Annotated in this window: 13 protein-coding genes and 1 pseudogene; 4 read left to right on the forward strand and 10 right to left on the reverse strand. The window is 63.2% G+C overall.

Going from position 1 to position 16,110, the window contains the following annotated elements; translation table 11 throughout:
* Positions 1-222: hypothetical protein (locus tag RA210_RS21710; protein WP_236574636.1), on the forward strand; the 222-nt coding region annotated here is incomplete at its 5' end.
* A gap of 128 nt (positions 223-350) precedes the next feature.
* Here RA210_RS21710 and RA210_RS06020 read toward each other — a convergent pair.
* The 7 genes and pseudogenes from RA210_RS06020 to RA210_RS06050 all read right to left on the reverse strand — a co-directional run bounded on the left by RA210_RS06020 (position 351) and on the right by RA210_RS06050 (position 10,092).
* Positions 351-638: a hypothetical protein gene (locus RA210_RS06020; RefSeq protein WP_305956080.1), complete on the reverse strand. Its 288-nt coding sequence runs from the start codon at positions 636-638 to the stop codon at positions 351-353.
* 1 nt (position 639) lies between these two features.
* Complete coding sequence (locus RA210_RS06025; RefSeq protein WP_136491744.1) at positions 640-1,134, reverse strand: hypothetical protein; 495 nt, start codon at positions 1,132-1,134, stop codon at positions 640-642.
* Positions 1,131-1,550, reverse strand: a pseudogene (locus RA210_RS06030) (HlyD family efflux transporter periplasmic adaptor subunit); the annotation flags it as partial. The gene RA210_RS06025 and the pseudogene RA210_RS06030, both read right to left, overlap by 4 nt.
* Positions 1,551-1,947: 397 nt before the next feature.
* A complete protein-coding gene (locus RA210_RS06035; RefSeq protein WP_201485730.1) occupies positions 1,948-5,355 on the reverse strand; it encodes a calcium-binding protein in 3,408 nt (1,135 codons plus the stop codon).
* A gap of 33 nt (positions 5,356-5,388) precedes the next feature.
* Positions 5,389-6,276 carry a hypothetical protein gene (locus RA210_RS06040; RefSeq protein WP_201485731.1) on the reverse strand — a complete coding sequence of 296 codons (888 nt, stop codon included), beginning with the start codon at positions 6,274-6,276 and terminating at the stop codon, positions 5,389-5,391.
* 247 nt (positions 6,277-6,523) lie between these two features.
* On the reverse strand, positions 6,524-7,948 hold the full coding sequence (locus tag RA210_RS06045; RefSeq protein WP_201485732.1) for an HlyD family type I secretion periplasmic adaptor subunit: 1,425 nt from the start codon (positions 7,946-7,948) through the stop codon (positions 6,524-6,526).
* Positions 7,945-10,092, reverse strand: a complete 2,148-nt coding sequence (locus RA210_RS06050; RefSeq protein ID WP_201485733.1) for a type I secretion system permease/ATPase — start codon at positions 10,090-10,092, stop codon at positions 7,945-7,947. Before RA210_RS06050 ends, RA210_RS06045 begins: the two co-directional genes overlap by 4 nt.
* Positions 10,093-10,586: 494 nt before the next feature.
* On the opposite strand from RA210_RS06050, the gene RA210_RS06055 reads away from it, so the two are divergent.
* From RA210_RS06055 to RA210_RS06065, 3 genes are read left to right on the forward strand one after another with little or no spacing between them, the layout of a single operon-like run.
* Positions 10,587-11,630 (forward strand): TRAP transporter substrate-binding protein, encoded by a 1,044-nt coding sequence (locus RA210_RS06055; protein WP_201485734.1) that lies wholly within the window; start codon positions 10,587-10,589, stop codon positions 11,628-11,630.
* Positions 11,631-11,636: 6 nt separating this feature from the next.
* Complete coding sequence (locus RA210_RS06060) at positions 11,637-12,164, forward strand: TRAP transporter small permease (RefSeq protein WP_201485735.1); 528 nt, start codon at positions 11,637-11,639, stop codon at positions 12,162-12,164.
* On the forward strand, positions 12,161-13,483 hold the full coding sequence (locus RA210_RS06065) for a TRAP transporter large permease (RefSeq protein WP_201485736.1): 1,323 nt from the start codon (positions 12,161-12,163) through the stop codon (positions 13,481-13,483). Before RA210_RS06060 ends, RA210_RS06065 begins: the two co-directional genes overlap by 4 nt.
* Positions 13,484-13,549: 66 nt before the next feature.
* Here RA210_RS06065 and RA210_RS06070 read toward each other — a convergent pair whose 3' ends face one another.
* From RA210_RS06070 to RA210_RS06080, 3 genes are all read right to left on the reverse strand, one after another.
* Positions 13,550-14,344, reverse strand: coding sequence for a thymidylate synthase (locus RA210_RS06070; RefSeq protein ID WP_201485737.1), 795 nt, complete (start codon positions 14,342-14,344; stop codon positions 13,550-13,552).
* 158 nt (positions 14,345-14,502) lie between these two features.
* Entirely contained in the window at positions 14,503-15,303 is an 801-nt protein-coding gene (gene lgt / locus RA210_RS06075) for a prolipoprotein diacylglyceryl transferase (protein WP_201485738.1), read from the reverse strand.
* 9 nt (positions 15,304-15,312) lie between these two features.
* Complete coding sequence (locus RA210_RS06080) at positions 15,313-16,095, reverse strand: sulfite exporter TauE/SafE family protein (RefSeq protein WP_136491544.1); 783 nt, start codon at positions 16,093-16,095, stop codon at positions 15,313-15,315.
* Positions 16,096-16,110 lie beyond the last annotated feature (15 nt).

Below are 16,110 nucleotides of genomic sequence, written 5' to 3' on the forward strand. Positions count from 1 at the left end.
CCTCTGGCTCATGCCGCGCAGCAGACCGACCTGGATGTTGGAGCGCTCTTCAATGCTGAGTTCGTAGTAAGACATGGCAACACCGTACCGGAAAGGTCAGGTGTTGCACTCAGTTTTTGCCGCCGCCAAGGCATCATAAAACGAGCTAGCCACCCCACCTCCGAAAAACCCGAAAACCCAAGCGACAAAGACAAGCAGAAATATCCAGACTGGGAAATGTGAGCCATAAAATGAATCAACCATAACTCGACGAAAATTACCCGCATGCATACTATCAATCCTTTCCATAAAAATAAAAAACCAATAGCGCGCCAAGAAAAAACATAAAGCCCCCACACATCACGCCAAGGTCAGCGCCCCACTAAACTTTCATCGACATACTGCTGAATCGGACTGAGAAAGTAGTCGATAACCTTGCGCTTGTCGGTCTTCACCTCCGCCCTGACCGACATCCCCGGCGACAGGGCGATATCATTCTCGCCCACACGGATACGACTTTCATGGATCTGAATCCGTGCGCTATACACCAGCCCGAGACGCTCATCCTCGATGGCATCGTTGGAGATACTACCTAATACGCCAGCGACGTTTGACCAATAACTCTTGAAAAGACTTTCAAAACCTGCATCATCTGTCATCTTAATGGTTCCTTCCGTTTTTTAATATAACGACAATGCATGAAACAAATAGATAGAGTCCAATAAAACTAATTAGAGCCGCACCCAGCCAATCTAGGTTATGAACAATCCCTCTCGCAATTTGTGAAAACTTATTTTTCCCCTCAAAGCCTACCGCCCCTAATCCAACCAGAATCCCGAGGACGGCGAAAATGGAAAAGATCAATCCACCTCCGCTACGGAGCGAGACGAAGCTAAATCCATTTTTCAAGGAAAGTAGAAATATTAATGGCGTCAGAAATAGCGCGACGATCATGACTAGACAGAATATATTATATCTCTCTATATGTCCTTGATAATTGGAGTAAAGCAATTTTATTAAATCAAAAGGCTGAGTAATAAAAGATAGTAACCATCCCAATAAAACACTTGATCCAAACCAAGCCGCCGCTATTGCTGGTAGGTGAATTTTGACTTCCACCCTATTAATTATATTGATTTTGTCTTTGGGGCTCATCGTTCACTTAAACTCTCATTCACGTGTTTTTGTAAAGGACTCAGAAAATATTCGATTACCTTCCGCTTATCCGTTTTCACTTCAGACCTGACCATCATGCCTGGCGATAGCGCGATATGGTTGCCTCCAACCTGGATACTGTTTTCCTTGAGCCGAATCCGCGCGCCGTACACCAGCCCCAGTTTCTCGTCCTCAATGGCATCGTTGGAAACACTGGTCACCACGCCGTGCGCCACCCCGTACTTGGTAAAGGTGAAGGTCTCGACCTCCTGCCTCGGGCGGACGAAGCCGATGTCCTTGTTCTCCAGCATCGCTTCCACTTCCACCGGTGCGTCGCTGGGGACGATCACCATCAGCGGCTGGGCCTCGCTGACCACGCCGCCCTGGGTGTGGATGGCCAGTTGCTGCACGGTGCCGGCGAGGCGTATCGGGCGTTGTGCCCTGGTGGCGATCCAGTTCGGCCAAACATGTGGCCATCTTCAGCGGGTTCTTGAGCAAGCGGCTTCGGCACGGTTGCCAGGCTTTGCAAGCGGGCGGGACTGACCAGGCGGGGCAGACTTGCAGCGAGCGCCTGAGGGACGGCGTTCATTCCTTGTTCGCTCATGGTGCTTCCGTGCATTGTCCGAAGGACTGGATGCGATCCTGCATCCAGTCAGAGGATTCTGGGGGACAGGCGTCCACTAGACCTCGACGGCCGCCACGTTTTCGGAAAAATCCCGAGGTGGGATTGTCGGACGGTTTTCCGCCCTGGTTACTCATGCCAGGACGGGGTATTCGCCACGAATACCCCGTCCACTGCTCAGGCCAGCCCGATCACTGCCAGTTGGCGGCGATCACCGTCTCCAGCTGGAGCTTCTGCTCGGCACCGAGATTGCCCTCGCCGCCGGCCGGCACGCCAAAGGCGGCCATGGCGTCGACCAGGCTCTGCACCTGACCTTCCAGCAGGGTCTTGCCATCGGCGGTCTTGAACTGGTCCAGGTGGTAGCTGCCGCCCGAGTACCAGTTGCTGATGGTGGCCTTGTCGCCTGAGCCGATGATGCTCACCTCCAGGTTCGAGCCGCTGCGGCGGAACCAGATGTCCTCCACGCCCACGTCACCGCCGAACAGCAGGGTATCCAGGCTGTCCGGGCTGGTGTCGTAGTTGTAGACGGTATCCTGGCCCGCGCCCTTGCCGAACAGGTAGGTGTCGGAGCCGGCGCCGCCGCTGAGGTAGTCGTTGCCGGCGCCGCCGTCGAGGACGTCGTTGCCGTTCTCGCCGTAGAGGTAGTCGTTGCCCTCACCACCGAGCAGGGAGTCGTTGCCGTTGCCGCCCTGCAGGGAGTCGTTGCCGGCGCCGCCGCTCAGCGCGTCGTTGCCGTCCTCGCCGTAGAGGCGGTCGTCGCCGGCTGCGCCGTCGAGGGCGTCGTTGCCGGCGCGGCCGTAGAGGGTGTCGTTACCCAGACCGCCGGCGATGGCATCGTCGCTGGCATAGCCGTAGAGGGTGTCGTTGCCGTCGGTGCTCTGCAGGGCCATGACCTTGACCTGCTCGATCGACCAGGCGGTGCCGTCGGCGAAGCGGATCTCCTCGACCTTGTAGGGGCCGCTGGCGTCCTGGTGGAAGTAGCTGGAGACGGTGACCCGGTCGGTGCTGCCGGCCAGCGAGAGCACCAGGCTGTCGCCGGAGCGGGTGATGCGGATGTCGTCCGGGGCGATGTCGTCGGCGAACTCGATGGCGTCGAGCTTGCCGGCGCTGGTGTCGTAGTCGCTGATGGTGTCCTGCCCCCAGCCGCGGGCGAAGCGGTAGACGTCGGAGCCGGCGCCGCCGCTGAGGTAGTCGTTGCCGGCACCGCCGTCGAGGACGTCGTTGCCGTTCTCGCCGTAGAGGTAGTCGTTGCCCTCACCACCGAGCAGCAGGTCGTTACCGTTGCCGCCCTGCAGGGAGTCGTTGCCGGCGCCGCCGTCCAGATAGTCGTTGCCTTCGCCGCCGCGCAGGGTGTCGTTGCCGCCGATCCCGAGCAGGAAGTCGGTGCCGTTGCCGCCTTGCAGGCTTCCAGCATTCGCCGTATCGATCACGACCCGGCTTTCAGGACCGAATTGAGCCTTGAGTTCTTCGATTTGCGCGGAGGTGAGTTGCTGTATCCACTCGCCGATCAGGGCCGATTCGTGGATGGCAACGCTGACGCCGGCAAATTTTTCCTTGCTCAACTCGAACAGGTCGACGGTCGCCTTGACCGGGTCGCTTGCGCGAGTTTCTTCCAGCTTTGCAAGAATGCCGCTGAAGTCGAAGGTGAAGCCGTTCTCGCCGAGGTCGAGCGAAATCTCCTTGATGTATGGCTCGAGGCGGGTCTGCAGCAGAAGTCCTTGATAGATGGATTCGCGCAGGGCGGCATAGGCCTGATTGATGAGCGCTGCCTGCCCGGCATTGATGGAGATGTCTTGCTCGGTGATGTAGAAGGTCTGTCCGGCGATGCTGATGCTCCCGCCGACGCTGCCGCCGTTCATGCTTCCGCTGGAGATGCTGGCGCTGAACCTGAGGCCGTCGTTGTCGCTGGTACTGGCGGGCCGAGTGAAGTTGAAGAAGTTCTGGGCGTTGAAAACCTCCAGGAACTTGATCTTCTCCAGCAGCGCCGCCTTCTCGAGTTGCGCTGCCGTGGGTCCTGTGGACGTCAATCCTTCGGTGATGGCTATCGAGCCGCCACTTCCGCTGCCGCCGCTGGTGCTGCCTACGGCAAAGCTGGCAGTCGGCTTTTCCCAGGAGTAGGCGAATTCGACCTTGTAGGCATCGGTGCCGAGATCGCTGACCCGCTGGTCGAAGGTCCGATACCCCGAACTACCCGCCCATTCGGCAATCAGCCGATCGAGCAGCGCGAGCTGTTCCTGACGCGTTTCGGCTGCGCCGTATTCGCCAAGGACGGATTTTAGGCCGGCGTTGAGCATGCTGGCTTCGCGCAGGTCGCGTACGGCGCCGGAACCTTGCATGTTGGGCAGGGCTTTCGCGGTGTCGTCGAGGGCGATGCGGTCGGTGAACTGGCGATAGAAGGCGTTGGCTGCCAAGTCCAGATTGGCCAGCGAACCTTGTGTGCCATCGCTGCGGGTGTAGCTGCCGGTCGCGCTGATCAGGTTGCCGTTGGAGTTCTGGCTGGCGGCCGTCGAGCCGAGACTGATGGAGGCGATGCCGTGCTCGTTCAGTGTCTTCAGTTCGTTGCTCTGGGATACGCCATCCTGGTTGCGATCCTGCCAGACCCGCACGCTGGCGAAGTGCTCGTCCTGGGCGTCGAACACGCCGTCGGCGTTGCTGTCCAGTTCGCGCAGGGCGTCGAAGCCGTCCCTGGCCTTGCTGCCGTCGCGCTTGATGGTGTCGACGCCGAACAGCTCGCTGCCGTTGTCGATCCGGCCGTTGCCGTCGAGGTCGCGAACCAGCAGGGCGTCGTCACCCTTGATCCAGCCGGTGCCGGTTTTCAGGCCGTCGCCGTCGAAGTCGAAGGTGATGCCTGAGTTTGCAGAGACAGTTTCGATGCCATCGCCGTCAACATCAAGGGTTAGAGGGTCGCTGCGTTGGATGAAGTTCAGGGCAGAAGTGAAGTTTGTGGAGACGAAATCGCTGATTACGTCCCACCATTCGGAGAGTTCATCGAATTGATCCAGCCATGAATCGGCCTTCTGTCGTGTTTCGGGGTTTTGCGAGTCCTGCGCACCCTTCATGAATGTCAGCAAGATGGAGTTGATCATTGCTGCGTCGGCACCATCTCCGCCAGTATCGCGTATTTGTTTCCACAGGTTCTCAACCGCTTGGTCTCCATACTTTTCGCGGATGAGTTCCATGGGGGTATTCAGAGTCCAGTTGTCAAGGCTCAGGGAGTTTTCCCGAAAGACCTTGTCGTGGATATCTTTTGTCTCTTGGTATGTCAAGTCGCGATCAAGGATGCCGCCATTGTCTCTGGCAATCTCTTTGTATTTTTCCAAAGTCTGATTTGCCATGTCGGTGCGGATCTTGTCGATCTGCTGCTGAGTCAGATTTCGGCACTGGTCACCGCCCATGCCCATCATGGCTGTTCCTTGCAGATAGCTCAAGGCGGCCTGTCCGCTGATGGTGTCTCCTGTGGCAACGCCTCCTGCCCAGCCGGCATAGTTGTATCCTTGCGCATAGAGGTTGCCATATGCTTGCGCGGCGGCACCTACCCCGCCGGATTGAACGGATTGTTGAAGGTTGTTGAGTTGGGTACTCGTTACTGCTTGTGGCATGGTCCAGTTCCTTCTATTCGTGTAAGTGTGGAGTCAATTCCTGTTTGAACTCTGTCTGGCTGATCGAACAAGGTCCTCTTTTGGGGTAGCAAAGCTCGTTAGCAGGTCAATGGTCGACTGCCGGATGTTGCGCCATTGTGGAAGTAGTGATCTGGCAAAACGAATGTTGACGAGGGCTTTGGCGGTCGGCTCCATGCTGAATTTCATGGCGCAGGTTGATACGCCGCCAGATACATTTGTCTTGCTGCACGAGATGTATGTGTCGGCAGCACCAGACTTGTCGTAACTGAAGAATTTGTCGTTGGTTTTTTCGCTTTCCCTGGCTGGACTGCCAGAGTAGGGATCGATGCCCTTCACTACGTAAGCATCCAGCCCAAAGACCAATTCAGGAATTCGTTCGTAGTTCTCGAACCAGAACTCGGTTGGCTTTTCAATGCTGCGCTTGACATATCCTGCATGCCTGTTCGCAGCCTCTGCGCCAGGATATATTTCGCCGGCATTTATGCCGATGCTGACCCAGTTGTTGTTCTGGCTCAAAAACTGATGACGATAATCCTCCTGCATTGCCTTGCTCTGCTTGCATTTCATTTCTGGAAAACGCGCGTCAATTCCAAAGCTGCGTAGCCTTGAGTCGACGGTGCGCTCTGGTTCAGGTCCTTTCCGGCGTTCGCCAAAGCCCGGGTCTGCATCGTATTCAACATGCTCTGCGCAGTATTTCGGGATATGGACCTTCATTCCTCCAAGATCCCCAATGAAATAGTTCTGGGCGTGTTGGTCAAGACCCCTTTGCGGCGAGTGAGCGCCGGCTGTCAAACTCTCGGCTGCTTGGGTTTTCCAGGCAAGATAGCTGGCAGGTACTGTCAGGCCAATTAGAAAGTAAGCGCTCTGTCGTAAGGTTCGCCAAGGTGTTTTCTGCGCCATGCCCATAGTCTCAGAGGGATGAAATTTCTTGAGTGTGAATGGCTGGTTGGTAAGCTCTGATTCAGGGGTGTTCCGGGATTTGCTCTGCAGGTCGTGGTATGTTCGATGGATTCAAAAATCCATGTTCATGCTGTTTTTGAACAAGACAGACATGCAGTGCGGATGATGGATGTATGTTCTTCGTGGTTGTCAGTGATTTCATTTGTGCCGGATATTCAGGGCTGTCTTGCTGGTTTGCTGGGTGGGGCTACCTTTCGATCAAGCTCTCGTTCTGATATTTCTTGAGCGGACTCAGGAAGTAGTCGATCACCTTTCTCTTGTCGGTCTTGACCTCCGCCCGCACCGCCATCCCCGGCGACAGCGCAATATCCCGATCCCCCACGCGAAGCCGGTTCTCCTCGAGCCGAATCCGCGCGCTGTACACCAGTCCGAGCCTTTCGTCCTCGATGGCGTCGTTGGAGATGCTGGTCACCACGCCGTGCACCACCCCGTACTTGGTAAAGGTGAAGGTCTCGACCTTGATCTCGACCTCCTGCCCCGGGCGGACGAAGCCGATGTCCTTGTTCTCCAGCATGGCCTCCACTTCCACCGGCGCGTCGCTGGGCACGATGACCATCAGCGGCTGGGCCTCGGTGACCACGCCGCCCTGGGTGTGGATGGCCAGTTGCTGGACGGTGCCGTCCACCGGGGCGGTGAGGGCCATCAGGCGGTTGCGCTGTTCGGCCTTCCTGAGCTCCTGGGTCAGCGCCGCGGCGCGCTGTCCGGACTCGTGCTGCAGGTCGAGCATGGCGCGGCGGGTCTGGGCGAGGACGCCGGCATGGCGGCTCTCGGCGGCCTTTCGCGCCGCGTTCAGCTCGGCGATGCGCACCTGCTGGACCGCCAGTTCGCGCTCCTGGTCGAGGCGCTGCTGCTCCTTCTCCAGCCAGGCATGCTTGGAGATGAACTTGCGCTCCAGCAGGTTGTGGTAGTCCGCGGCCAGCTCGCGGGTGATCGGCAGGGTTTTCTGCAGCGAGGCCACGCTGGCCTGGGCGGCGCGGATTTCCGCGGAGCGCTGCTCGATCTCCGCCTCGACCTGGGCGAGGGTGCTGCGCAGCTCCAGGTACTGGCCCTGCAGCCAGCGCTGGGCGGCCAGTTGCTGCTCGGCGCTGGCCTGCGCCAGGCGCTCGGCCAGCGACGGCGGCTCGCGGCGATTCTGGATCGCATCCAGCAGGGCGCCGGCGCGGGCGCTGTCGACCTGAGCGGCCAGCAGGTCATTCTTCAGTCGCTCGACGTCGGCGCCGGTGATCTGCGCATCCAGCTCGACCAGCAGTTCGCCGGCCTTCACCGCCTGGCCATCGCGCACGTGGATGGCCTTGACTACCGCGACCTCGCTGGGCTGGATGACCTTGCTCTTGCCGCTGGGCACGATCTTGCCGCTGGCGGTGGCGACCACGTCGATTTCGCCGAGACAGGCCCACAGCAGGGCCAGGGCGGCGAAGGCCATGATCGCCCACTGGATGTAGCGCGGCGCCGGGTGCACCGGCTGCTCCTGCAGGGCCAGGGCGGCGGGCAGGAACTGCACTTCATGGCTCAGGCGCTGCGGTGCGTCCATCTCCTTGCGGTGGCGCCAGGCGTGGCGCCAGACGCTGCGGTAGCGGCGCAGCAAGGCGCGGGTGGCGGATGGCTGGCTCATGCGGCGTCCCCCTGTTGCAGGCGGTACAGCCGCGAGTAGTGGCCGGCCTGGTGGGTCAGCAGTTCGGCATGGCTGCCCTGCTCGACGATCTGCCCGCGGTCCATGACCAGGATGCGGTTGGCGTCGCGCACGGCGGACAGCCGGTGGGCGATGATGATCACCGTGCGTCCCTGGCAGATGGCCTTCATGTTCTGCTGGATGATCCGCTCCGACTCGTAGTCCAGTGCGCTGGTGGCCTCGTCGAAGATCAGGATGCGCGGATTGCCCATCAGCGCGCGGGCGATGGCGATGCGCTGGCGCTGGCCGCCGGACAGCGAGGCGCCGTGCTCGCCGACCACTGTGTCGTAGCCTTCCGGCAGTTCGAGGATGAACTCGTGGGCGCCGGCCAGGCGGGCGGCCTGGATCACCGCCTCGATGGGCGCGCCGGGGTCAGTCAGGGCGATGTTCTCGCGGATGCTGCGGGCGAACAGCATGTTGTCCTGCAGCACCACGCCGATCTGCCGGCGCAGCGAGGAGACGTCGGCCAGCGCCAGGTCCATGCCGTCGACCAGCACGCGCCCGCGCTCGGGCACGTAGAGGCGTTGCAGCAGGCGGGTCAGGGTGCTCTTGCCGGAGCCGGAGCGGCCGACCACGCCGATCACCTCGCCGGGACGGATGTGCAGGCCGATGCCGCGCAGGATCTCCGAGCCGTCCGGGCGGTAGCGGAAGTGCACCTGGTCGAACTCGATCTCGCCCTTGAGCGGCGGCAGGGCGCTGCGCGTGGCCTGGGACAGCTCGGTACGCGTGTTGAGGATGTCGCCGAGACGCTGCACCGACACCCCGGTCTGCTGGAAGCTGGTCCACAGCTGGGCCAGGCGCATGATCGGCTGGGCGACGCGTCCGGCGAGCATGTTGAAGGCGATCAGCTGGCCCACCGTGAGGTCGCCGTCGATCACCAGGCGCGCGCCCAGCCAGAGGGTGGCGACGGTCACCAGCTTGCCGACCAGGCCGACGCTCTCGTTGGCGATGGTCGACAGGGTCTGGGTCTTGAAGCTGGCCGCCACGTAGCCGGCCAGCTGGTTGTCCCACTTGCGGCCGATCTGCGGCTCCACCGCCATCGCCTTGAGGGTGTCGATGCCGTTGACCGTCTCGACCAGGAAGGCCTGGTTCTCCGCGCCGCGGTTGAAGCTCTCCTGCAGGCGGGCGCGCAGCAGCGGGGTGACGAGCAGGGAAATGAGGAAGTACAGCGGCAGCGAGAGGACCACCACCAGGGTCAGCCAGCCGCTGTAGTGGAACATCACGGCGATGAACACCACCGAGAACAGCACGTCGAGGAGCAGGGTGATGGCGTTGCCGGTGAGGAAGCTGCGGATGTTCTCCAGCTCGCGCACCCGCGCCACCGAATCGCCGACCCGGCGCGCCTGGAACCAGGCCAGCGGCAGGCTGACCAGATGGCGGAACAGCCGCGAGCCCAGCTCGACGTCGATGCGGCTCGCGGTGTGGGCGAACACGTAGCTGCGCAGGCCGCTGAGCAGCGTCTCGAACAGCATGATGCCGAGCAGGCCGATGGCGATCACGTCCAGGGTGCTGAGGCCGCGATGCACCAGCACCTTGTCCATCACCACCTGGAAGAACAGCGGCGTGAGCAGCGCGAAGATCTGCAGGACGAAGGACACCAGCAGCACTTCGCCGAGCAGCTTGCGGTATTTGACGATGGACGGGATGAACCAGGTGAAGTCGAACTTCGCCAGCTCGCCGGCCAGCGACGCCTCGGAGCGGAGCAGGACCAGCTCGCCGCTCCAGCGCGCCTCGAGTTCCGCGAAGTCCAGCACCTCGGGGCGCTGGGCCTGCGGGTCGTGGATCAGCGCCTTGCCGTCGTCGATGCGCGCGATGATGAAGAAGCGCCCGTCGTTGTCGAGCGCGATGGCGGGTAGCGGGGTATGGGCGAGGCGCCCGACCCGGCTGCGTGCGGTCTTGGCCTTGAGGCCCAGTTTCCTGGCCGCCAGCAGCAGCTCGGCCCGGCCGAAGGCGCGGCCGTCCTCGGCGAACTCGTGGGCCAGCTGCTCGGGCGAGGCGGCCAGGTTGTGAAAGCGGGCGAGCATGACCAGGCAGGCCAGGCCCGTATCGAGCGCCGGAGAGGCGGCGCCCATTCCTCGTGCGTCCATGTAGCGTCCATGCAATGCTCAGGAGTCGATGCGCTCCTGCACCGGGTTGCGGATTCTGCGCGATGGCGGCCCGCCGCTCCTCGATGCCCGCCACACTTTCGGAAAAATCCTGCCGCGGGGCCGCTGGCGGAGGGGACGGGCGCCTCGCCGCAGGGGAGGAGGGGCCGGGCTCAGAATATTTGTTCAGGTGCTGAGGTTGTTTTCATGATTTTTGTATCGTTTGCCGGCTGCTCGTGAATCTGCTCTTGTTTCCTGCGACGGCTCTGGAATGCAGGTTTCATGCGGTAGCGTGGCTGGTCATGCAGTTTGTGCGGGGTGTTGCGAGGCCTGCACATGCCGGCAAGGGATACCGAAATAGACTTTTTGCTTGTTGATCTGTGTCTCTTTTTGGGTATGCTCGGCGACAAGGGCTCGCTATCCGCCCCGCGCTGCCGCGTGCTGATCAGAGCCTCAGAGCCCTACAAGCCGATACAAGAATAATTCGGGAGCATCACATGAAACGCCTCAAGCTGGCCGCACTGGTCACCGCCTTCGCTTGCGCCGCCTCCGCCCAGGCCGCCGAGACCTATACCCTCAAGTTCGGCCACTTCCTGCCTTCCACCTCCTACCAGCAGCGCGAGATGTTCGAGCCCTGGTGCGCCAAGCTGAAGGAGGAGTCCGCCGGTCGACTCGAGTGCCAGATCTATCCGTCCATGCAGCTCGGTGGCACCCCGGCCAAGCTGGCCGACATGGTGCGCAACGGCGTGGCCGACATCGTCTGGACCGCACCGTCCTACTCGCCCGGCAAGTTCCCGCGCATCGAGGCGGTCGAGCAGCCGTTCCTGATGCCCTACGGTGCGCGCAACAGCGACCCGATCATCTGGAAGTTCTACGAGCAGTACGCCAAGGACGACTTCAAGGGCTACAAGGTGCTGGCCATGCACGGCGACGGCGGCATGGGCTTCCATACCCGCAGCAAGGCGATCACCAGCCTCGACGACCTCAAGGGCATGAAGCTGCGCGCCTCGCACCGCGCCTCGGCGCTGCTGGTCGAGTCGCTCGGCGCCGCGCCGGTGAGCATGCCGCCGCCGCAGATGACCGAGTCGCTGTCCAAGGGCGTGATCGACGGCGTGCTGTTCACCTGGAGCACCATCCGCGACGTCAAGGTCGACGAAGTGACCAGCTTCCACAGCGAGCCGCCGGCCGGCTCGCCGTCGCTGACCAGCACCGTGCTGACCATGCTGATGAACGAGAAGAAGTTCGCCAGCCTGCCCAAGGACCTGCAGGAGGTCATCGAGCGCAACAGCGGCCCGGCGCTCAACGACATGATCAGCAACGTCTGGGACAAGCACATGGAAGGCGCGGTCAAGGCCACCCCGGCCGAGCAGATCGTCAACATCAGCGCCGAGAACTACGCGGCCATGCAGAAGGCCGCCGAGCCGGTGGCGCAGAACTGGGTGAAGGAAGTCGCCGCCAAGGGCGTCGACGGCGACGCCATGCTCAAGGGCGTGCGCGAGATCGCCGCGGCTCAGGCCCAGGTTCAGGCCCAGGCCCGGTAATCCATCATGGCTGAGTCGCTTTCCCTCGAAGGCGGCCTGGAACTGCAACGCGGCCCTCTGGGCCGCGTTCTTTATCTGGCCTGCCAAGCTTTCGCCCTTGCCGGCGGCGTGGTGCTGCTGGCGCTGATCAACATGTCGCTGGTGTCGATCATCGGCCGCAAGCTGTTCAATACGCCGATCCGCGGCGACATCGAGCTGATGGAGATCGGCGCGTCCATCGCCATCGCCGCCTTCCTGCCGCTGTGCGAGGTGCGCGCCACCCACATCAAGGTCGATACCTTCACCATGAAGCTGCCCGCCGGCGCCCAGCGCCTGCTGGATGCCGTGGCCCATCTGCTGTGCATGAGCGGGGCGCTGATCCTGGCCTGGCGCACCGCGCTGCAGCTGCGCGACAACCTGGAGTACGGCGACGTGTCCACCCTGCTGTCGATCCCGATGTGGATCCCGCTGGGGCTGATCGTGCCCAGCCTGATCCTGCTGGCACTGGCCAGCGCCTACCGGGTTTCCGTCTGTCTGTCCGGAGGTCGTCCATGAGCGGTCTGAGTCTCGGCCTGATCGCCCTGGCCATCACCCTGACCCTGCTGGCCCTGCGCGTGCACATCGGCATCACCATGCTGATCGGCGGCGCCGCCTGCTTCTGGGCGGTCAACGACGGCGACCTGTCCTCGCTGCTGTTCACCCTCAACAACCTGGCCTACTCGCGCCTGTCCAACTACGACCTGGCGGTGATCCCGCTGTTCGTGCTGATGGGCCAGTTCGCCACCCACGGCGGCCTGTCGCGCGCCATCTTCCGCTGCGCCGCGGCCTTCATCGGCCACTGGAAGGGCGGTCTGGGCATGTCGGCCATCGGCGCCTGCGCCGGCTTCGGCGCCATCTGCGGCTCCTCGCTGGCCACCGCGGCGACCATGAGCCACGTGGCCCTGCCCGAGCTGCGCCGCTACAACTACTCCGGCCGCCTGGCCACCGCCACCGTGGCCGCCGGCGGCACCCTGGGCATCCTCATCCCGCCGTCGGTGCCGCTGATCATCTACGCCGTGCTGACCCAGGAGTCCATCGCCAAGCTGTTCGTCGCGGCGGTGATCCCCGGCATCCTCGCGGTGATCGGCTACATGATCGTGCTGCGCATCATGGTCGCCCGTGAAGGCGGCCATGCCAACGAGCAGCGCAAGGCCACCGCCAGCGAGCGGATCAAGGCCACGATCGGCGTGCTGCCGGTGGTCGGCGTGTTCATCGTGGTGATCGTCGGCATCTACGGCGGCTGGTCCAACCCCACCGAGGCGGCCTCCATCGGCGCCGCGGCCTGCGGCATCCTCGCGGTGATCCAGGGCGGCATGCGCTGGGAAGGCATCCGCACCAGCCTGCTCGGCACTGCCGAGACCACCGCGATGATCTTCCTCGTGCTGCTCGGCGCCGATCTGCTCAACTCGGGCCTGGCGCTGACCCAGATGCCCAACGAGCTGGCCGAGTGGGTGAAGAACAGCGGTCTGGCACCGATGCTGGTACTGGCGGCGATCCTCATCCTCTACCTGCTGCTCGGCTGCGTGATGGACTCGCTGGCGATGATCCTGCTCACCATCCCGATCTTCTACCCGGTGATCATGGGCCTGGACTTCTTCGGCCTGGATCCTTCCGAGAAGTCGATCTGGTTCGGCATCCTCGCCCTGATGGTGGTGGAGATCGGCCTGGTGACGCCGCCGCTGGGGATGAACCTGTTCATCGTCCAGCGCGCCGCCGGCAACGTGGCGCTGACCGAAACCGCCAGGGGCGTGGTGCCCTTCATCACCTCGGACATCCTGCGCATCGTCCTGCTGACGCTGTTCCCCGGCATAAGCCTGTGGCTGCTCAGCCTCTGATCGGCCGCTGAACGGCACGAGGCCCCGCCCGGCAACTGCCGCGCGGGGCCTCGTGCATTCGGGGGGTCAGACCGCCACCGGCGCCTTGATGTGCGGGTGGCTCTGGTAGCCGACCAGCTCGAAGTCCTCGAAGCGGAAGGCGAACAGGTCCTTCACCGTCGGGTTCAGCTTCATCTGCGGCAGCGGCAGGGGCTCGCGCGACAGCTGCAGGTCGGTCTGCTCCAGATGGTTGGCGTACAGGTGGCAGTCGCCGCCGGTCCAGACGAACTCGCCGGGCTCGAGGTCGCAGACCTGCGCCACCATCATCGTCAGCAGGGCGTAGCTGGCGATGTTGAACGGCACGCCGAGGAAGATGTCCGCCGAGCGCTGGTACAGCTGGCAGGAGAGCTTGCCGTCGGCGACGTAGAACTGGAACAGCGCGTGGCACGGCGGCAGGGCCATCTGCTCGACCAGCGCCGGGTTCCACGCGGAGACGATCAGCCGGCGCGAGTCGGGGTTCTTCCGGATCATCTCGATCAGGTTGGCGATCTGGTCGATCGACTCGCCGTTGGGCGCCGGCCAGCTGCGCCACTGGTAGCCGTACACCGGGCCCAGCTCGCCGTTCTCGTCGGCCCACTCGTCCCAGATGGAGACGCCGTTTTCCTTGAGGTAGCGGATGTTGGTCTCGCCCCTGAGGAACCACAGCAGCTCGTGGATGATGGATTTCAGGTGGCACTTCTTGGTGGTCACCAGCGGGAAGCCGTCGGCCAGGTCGAAGCGCATCTGGTGGCCGAACACCGACCAGGTGCCGGTGCCGGTACGGTCGGCCTTGAAGGTGCCGGTCTCGCGCACGCGGCGCATCAGGTCGAGGTACTGTTTCATCGGGAACACCGGGGCAGGCGAAAGCGGCCAATGGTAAGAGCCGCACGCCTTGCCTTCAAGGATTCCCGGATGACCGTAGGGGCGAATTCATTCGCCTGACCGGGGCCACGCTGGCGAATGAATTCGCCCCTACAGGGTGTGTCCGGCAGGATGGCGGTTCAGGCCGCCTGCGCCTGGCGCCGGTAGGCGTAGACCATCAGGCCGATGCCGCCGAGGATCATCGGCAGGCTGAGCAGCTGGCCCATGGTCAGCCAGCCGCCGGCCAGGTAGCCGAGCTGGGCGTCCGGCACGCGGACGAACTCCACGAGGAAGCGGAAGCAGCCGTAGCAGGCGGCGAACAGCCCGGACACCGCCATGGTCGGCCGCGGCTTGTTGGAGTACAGCCAGAGGATGACGAACAGCGCCACGCCCTCGAGGGCGAACTGGTACAGCTGCGAGGGATGGCGGGCGAGCTGCGCCGGATCGCTCCAGGCCGGGAACAGCATCGCCCACGGCAGGTCGGTGGGCTTGCCCCACAGCTCGGCGTTGATGAAGTTGCCGATGCGCCCGGCGCCGAGGCCCAGCGGTACCAGCGGGGCGATGAAGTCGAGCAGCTCGAACAGGCGCTTGCCGGTGCGCCGGCCGAACCACCACATCGCCAGCATCACGCCGAGGAAGCCGCCGTGGAAGGACATGCCGCCCTCCCAGATGCGCAGCAGCCACAGCGGGTCGGCCAGGAACTGCTCGAAGTTGTAGAACACCACGTAGCCGAAGCGGCCGCCGAGGACCACGCCGCAGGCGGCCCAGAACACCAGGTCGGAGAGGGTGTCGCGCGTCCAGGCGGCATCGAAGCGCGCCAGGCGGCGGGAGGCCAGCCACCAGGCGCCGCCGATGCCGACCAGGTACATCAGGCCGTACCAGTGGATCTTCAGCGGGCCGAGGGCGACGGCCACCGGGTCGATCTGCGGGAAAACCAGCATGTCAGGTCCTCAGAGCAGGAAATTCAGGCCGACGGCAAGCAGCAGCAGGGCGAACAGGCGCTTGAGCACCAGCGGCGACAGCTTGTGCGCCAGCTGCGCGCCGAAGCGGGCGAAGAACATCGAGGTGGCGGCGATGCCGACCACCGCCGGCAGGTAGACGAAGCCCAGGCTCCAGTCCGGCAGCTGGGCTTCGCCGTGACCCAGCCACATGAAGCTCAGCGCGCTGGCCACGGCGATGGGCAGGCCGCAGGCCGCCGAGGTGGCCACTGCCTGCTGCATCGGCACGCTGCGCCAGCTGAGGAAGGGCACGGTCAGCGAGCCGCCGCCGATGCCGATGATCGCCGAGGCCCAGCCGATCACCGTGCCGGCGCCGCCGAGACCGGCCTTGCCGGGCACGCCGCCGCTGGCCTTGGGCTGCAGGTTGAAGGCCATCTGCGCGGCCATGCTGATGGCGAACACGCCGATGATCTTCTGCAACCACTCGCCCTGCAGCAAGGAGGCGGTCAGGCCGCCGAGCACGCTGCCGCCGAGGATGCCGAGGGTCAGCCAGCGCACGATCTCCCAGCGCACCGCGCCGCGCTTGTGGTGGGCGCGGATCGAGTTGATCGAGGTGAAGGCGATGGTGGCCAGCGAGGTGCCGACCGCCATGTGGGTGAGCACCTCGGGGGCGAAGCCCTGGACCTGAAAGCTGTAGACCAGCACCGGCACGATGATCATGCCGCCGCCGACGCCGAACAGCCCGGCCAGCACGCCGGCCGCGGCGCCCAGGATCAGATAGATGACGAACTCCATTGCCACTCCCCGCAG

The organism is Pseudomonas sp. OF001, assembly GCF_904426495.1.
In the GTDB taxonomy this organism is placed as follows: domain Bacteria; phylum Pseudomonadota; class Gammaproteobacteria; order Pseudomonadales; family Pseudomonadaceae; genus Geopseudomonas.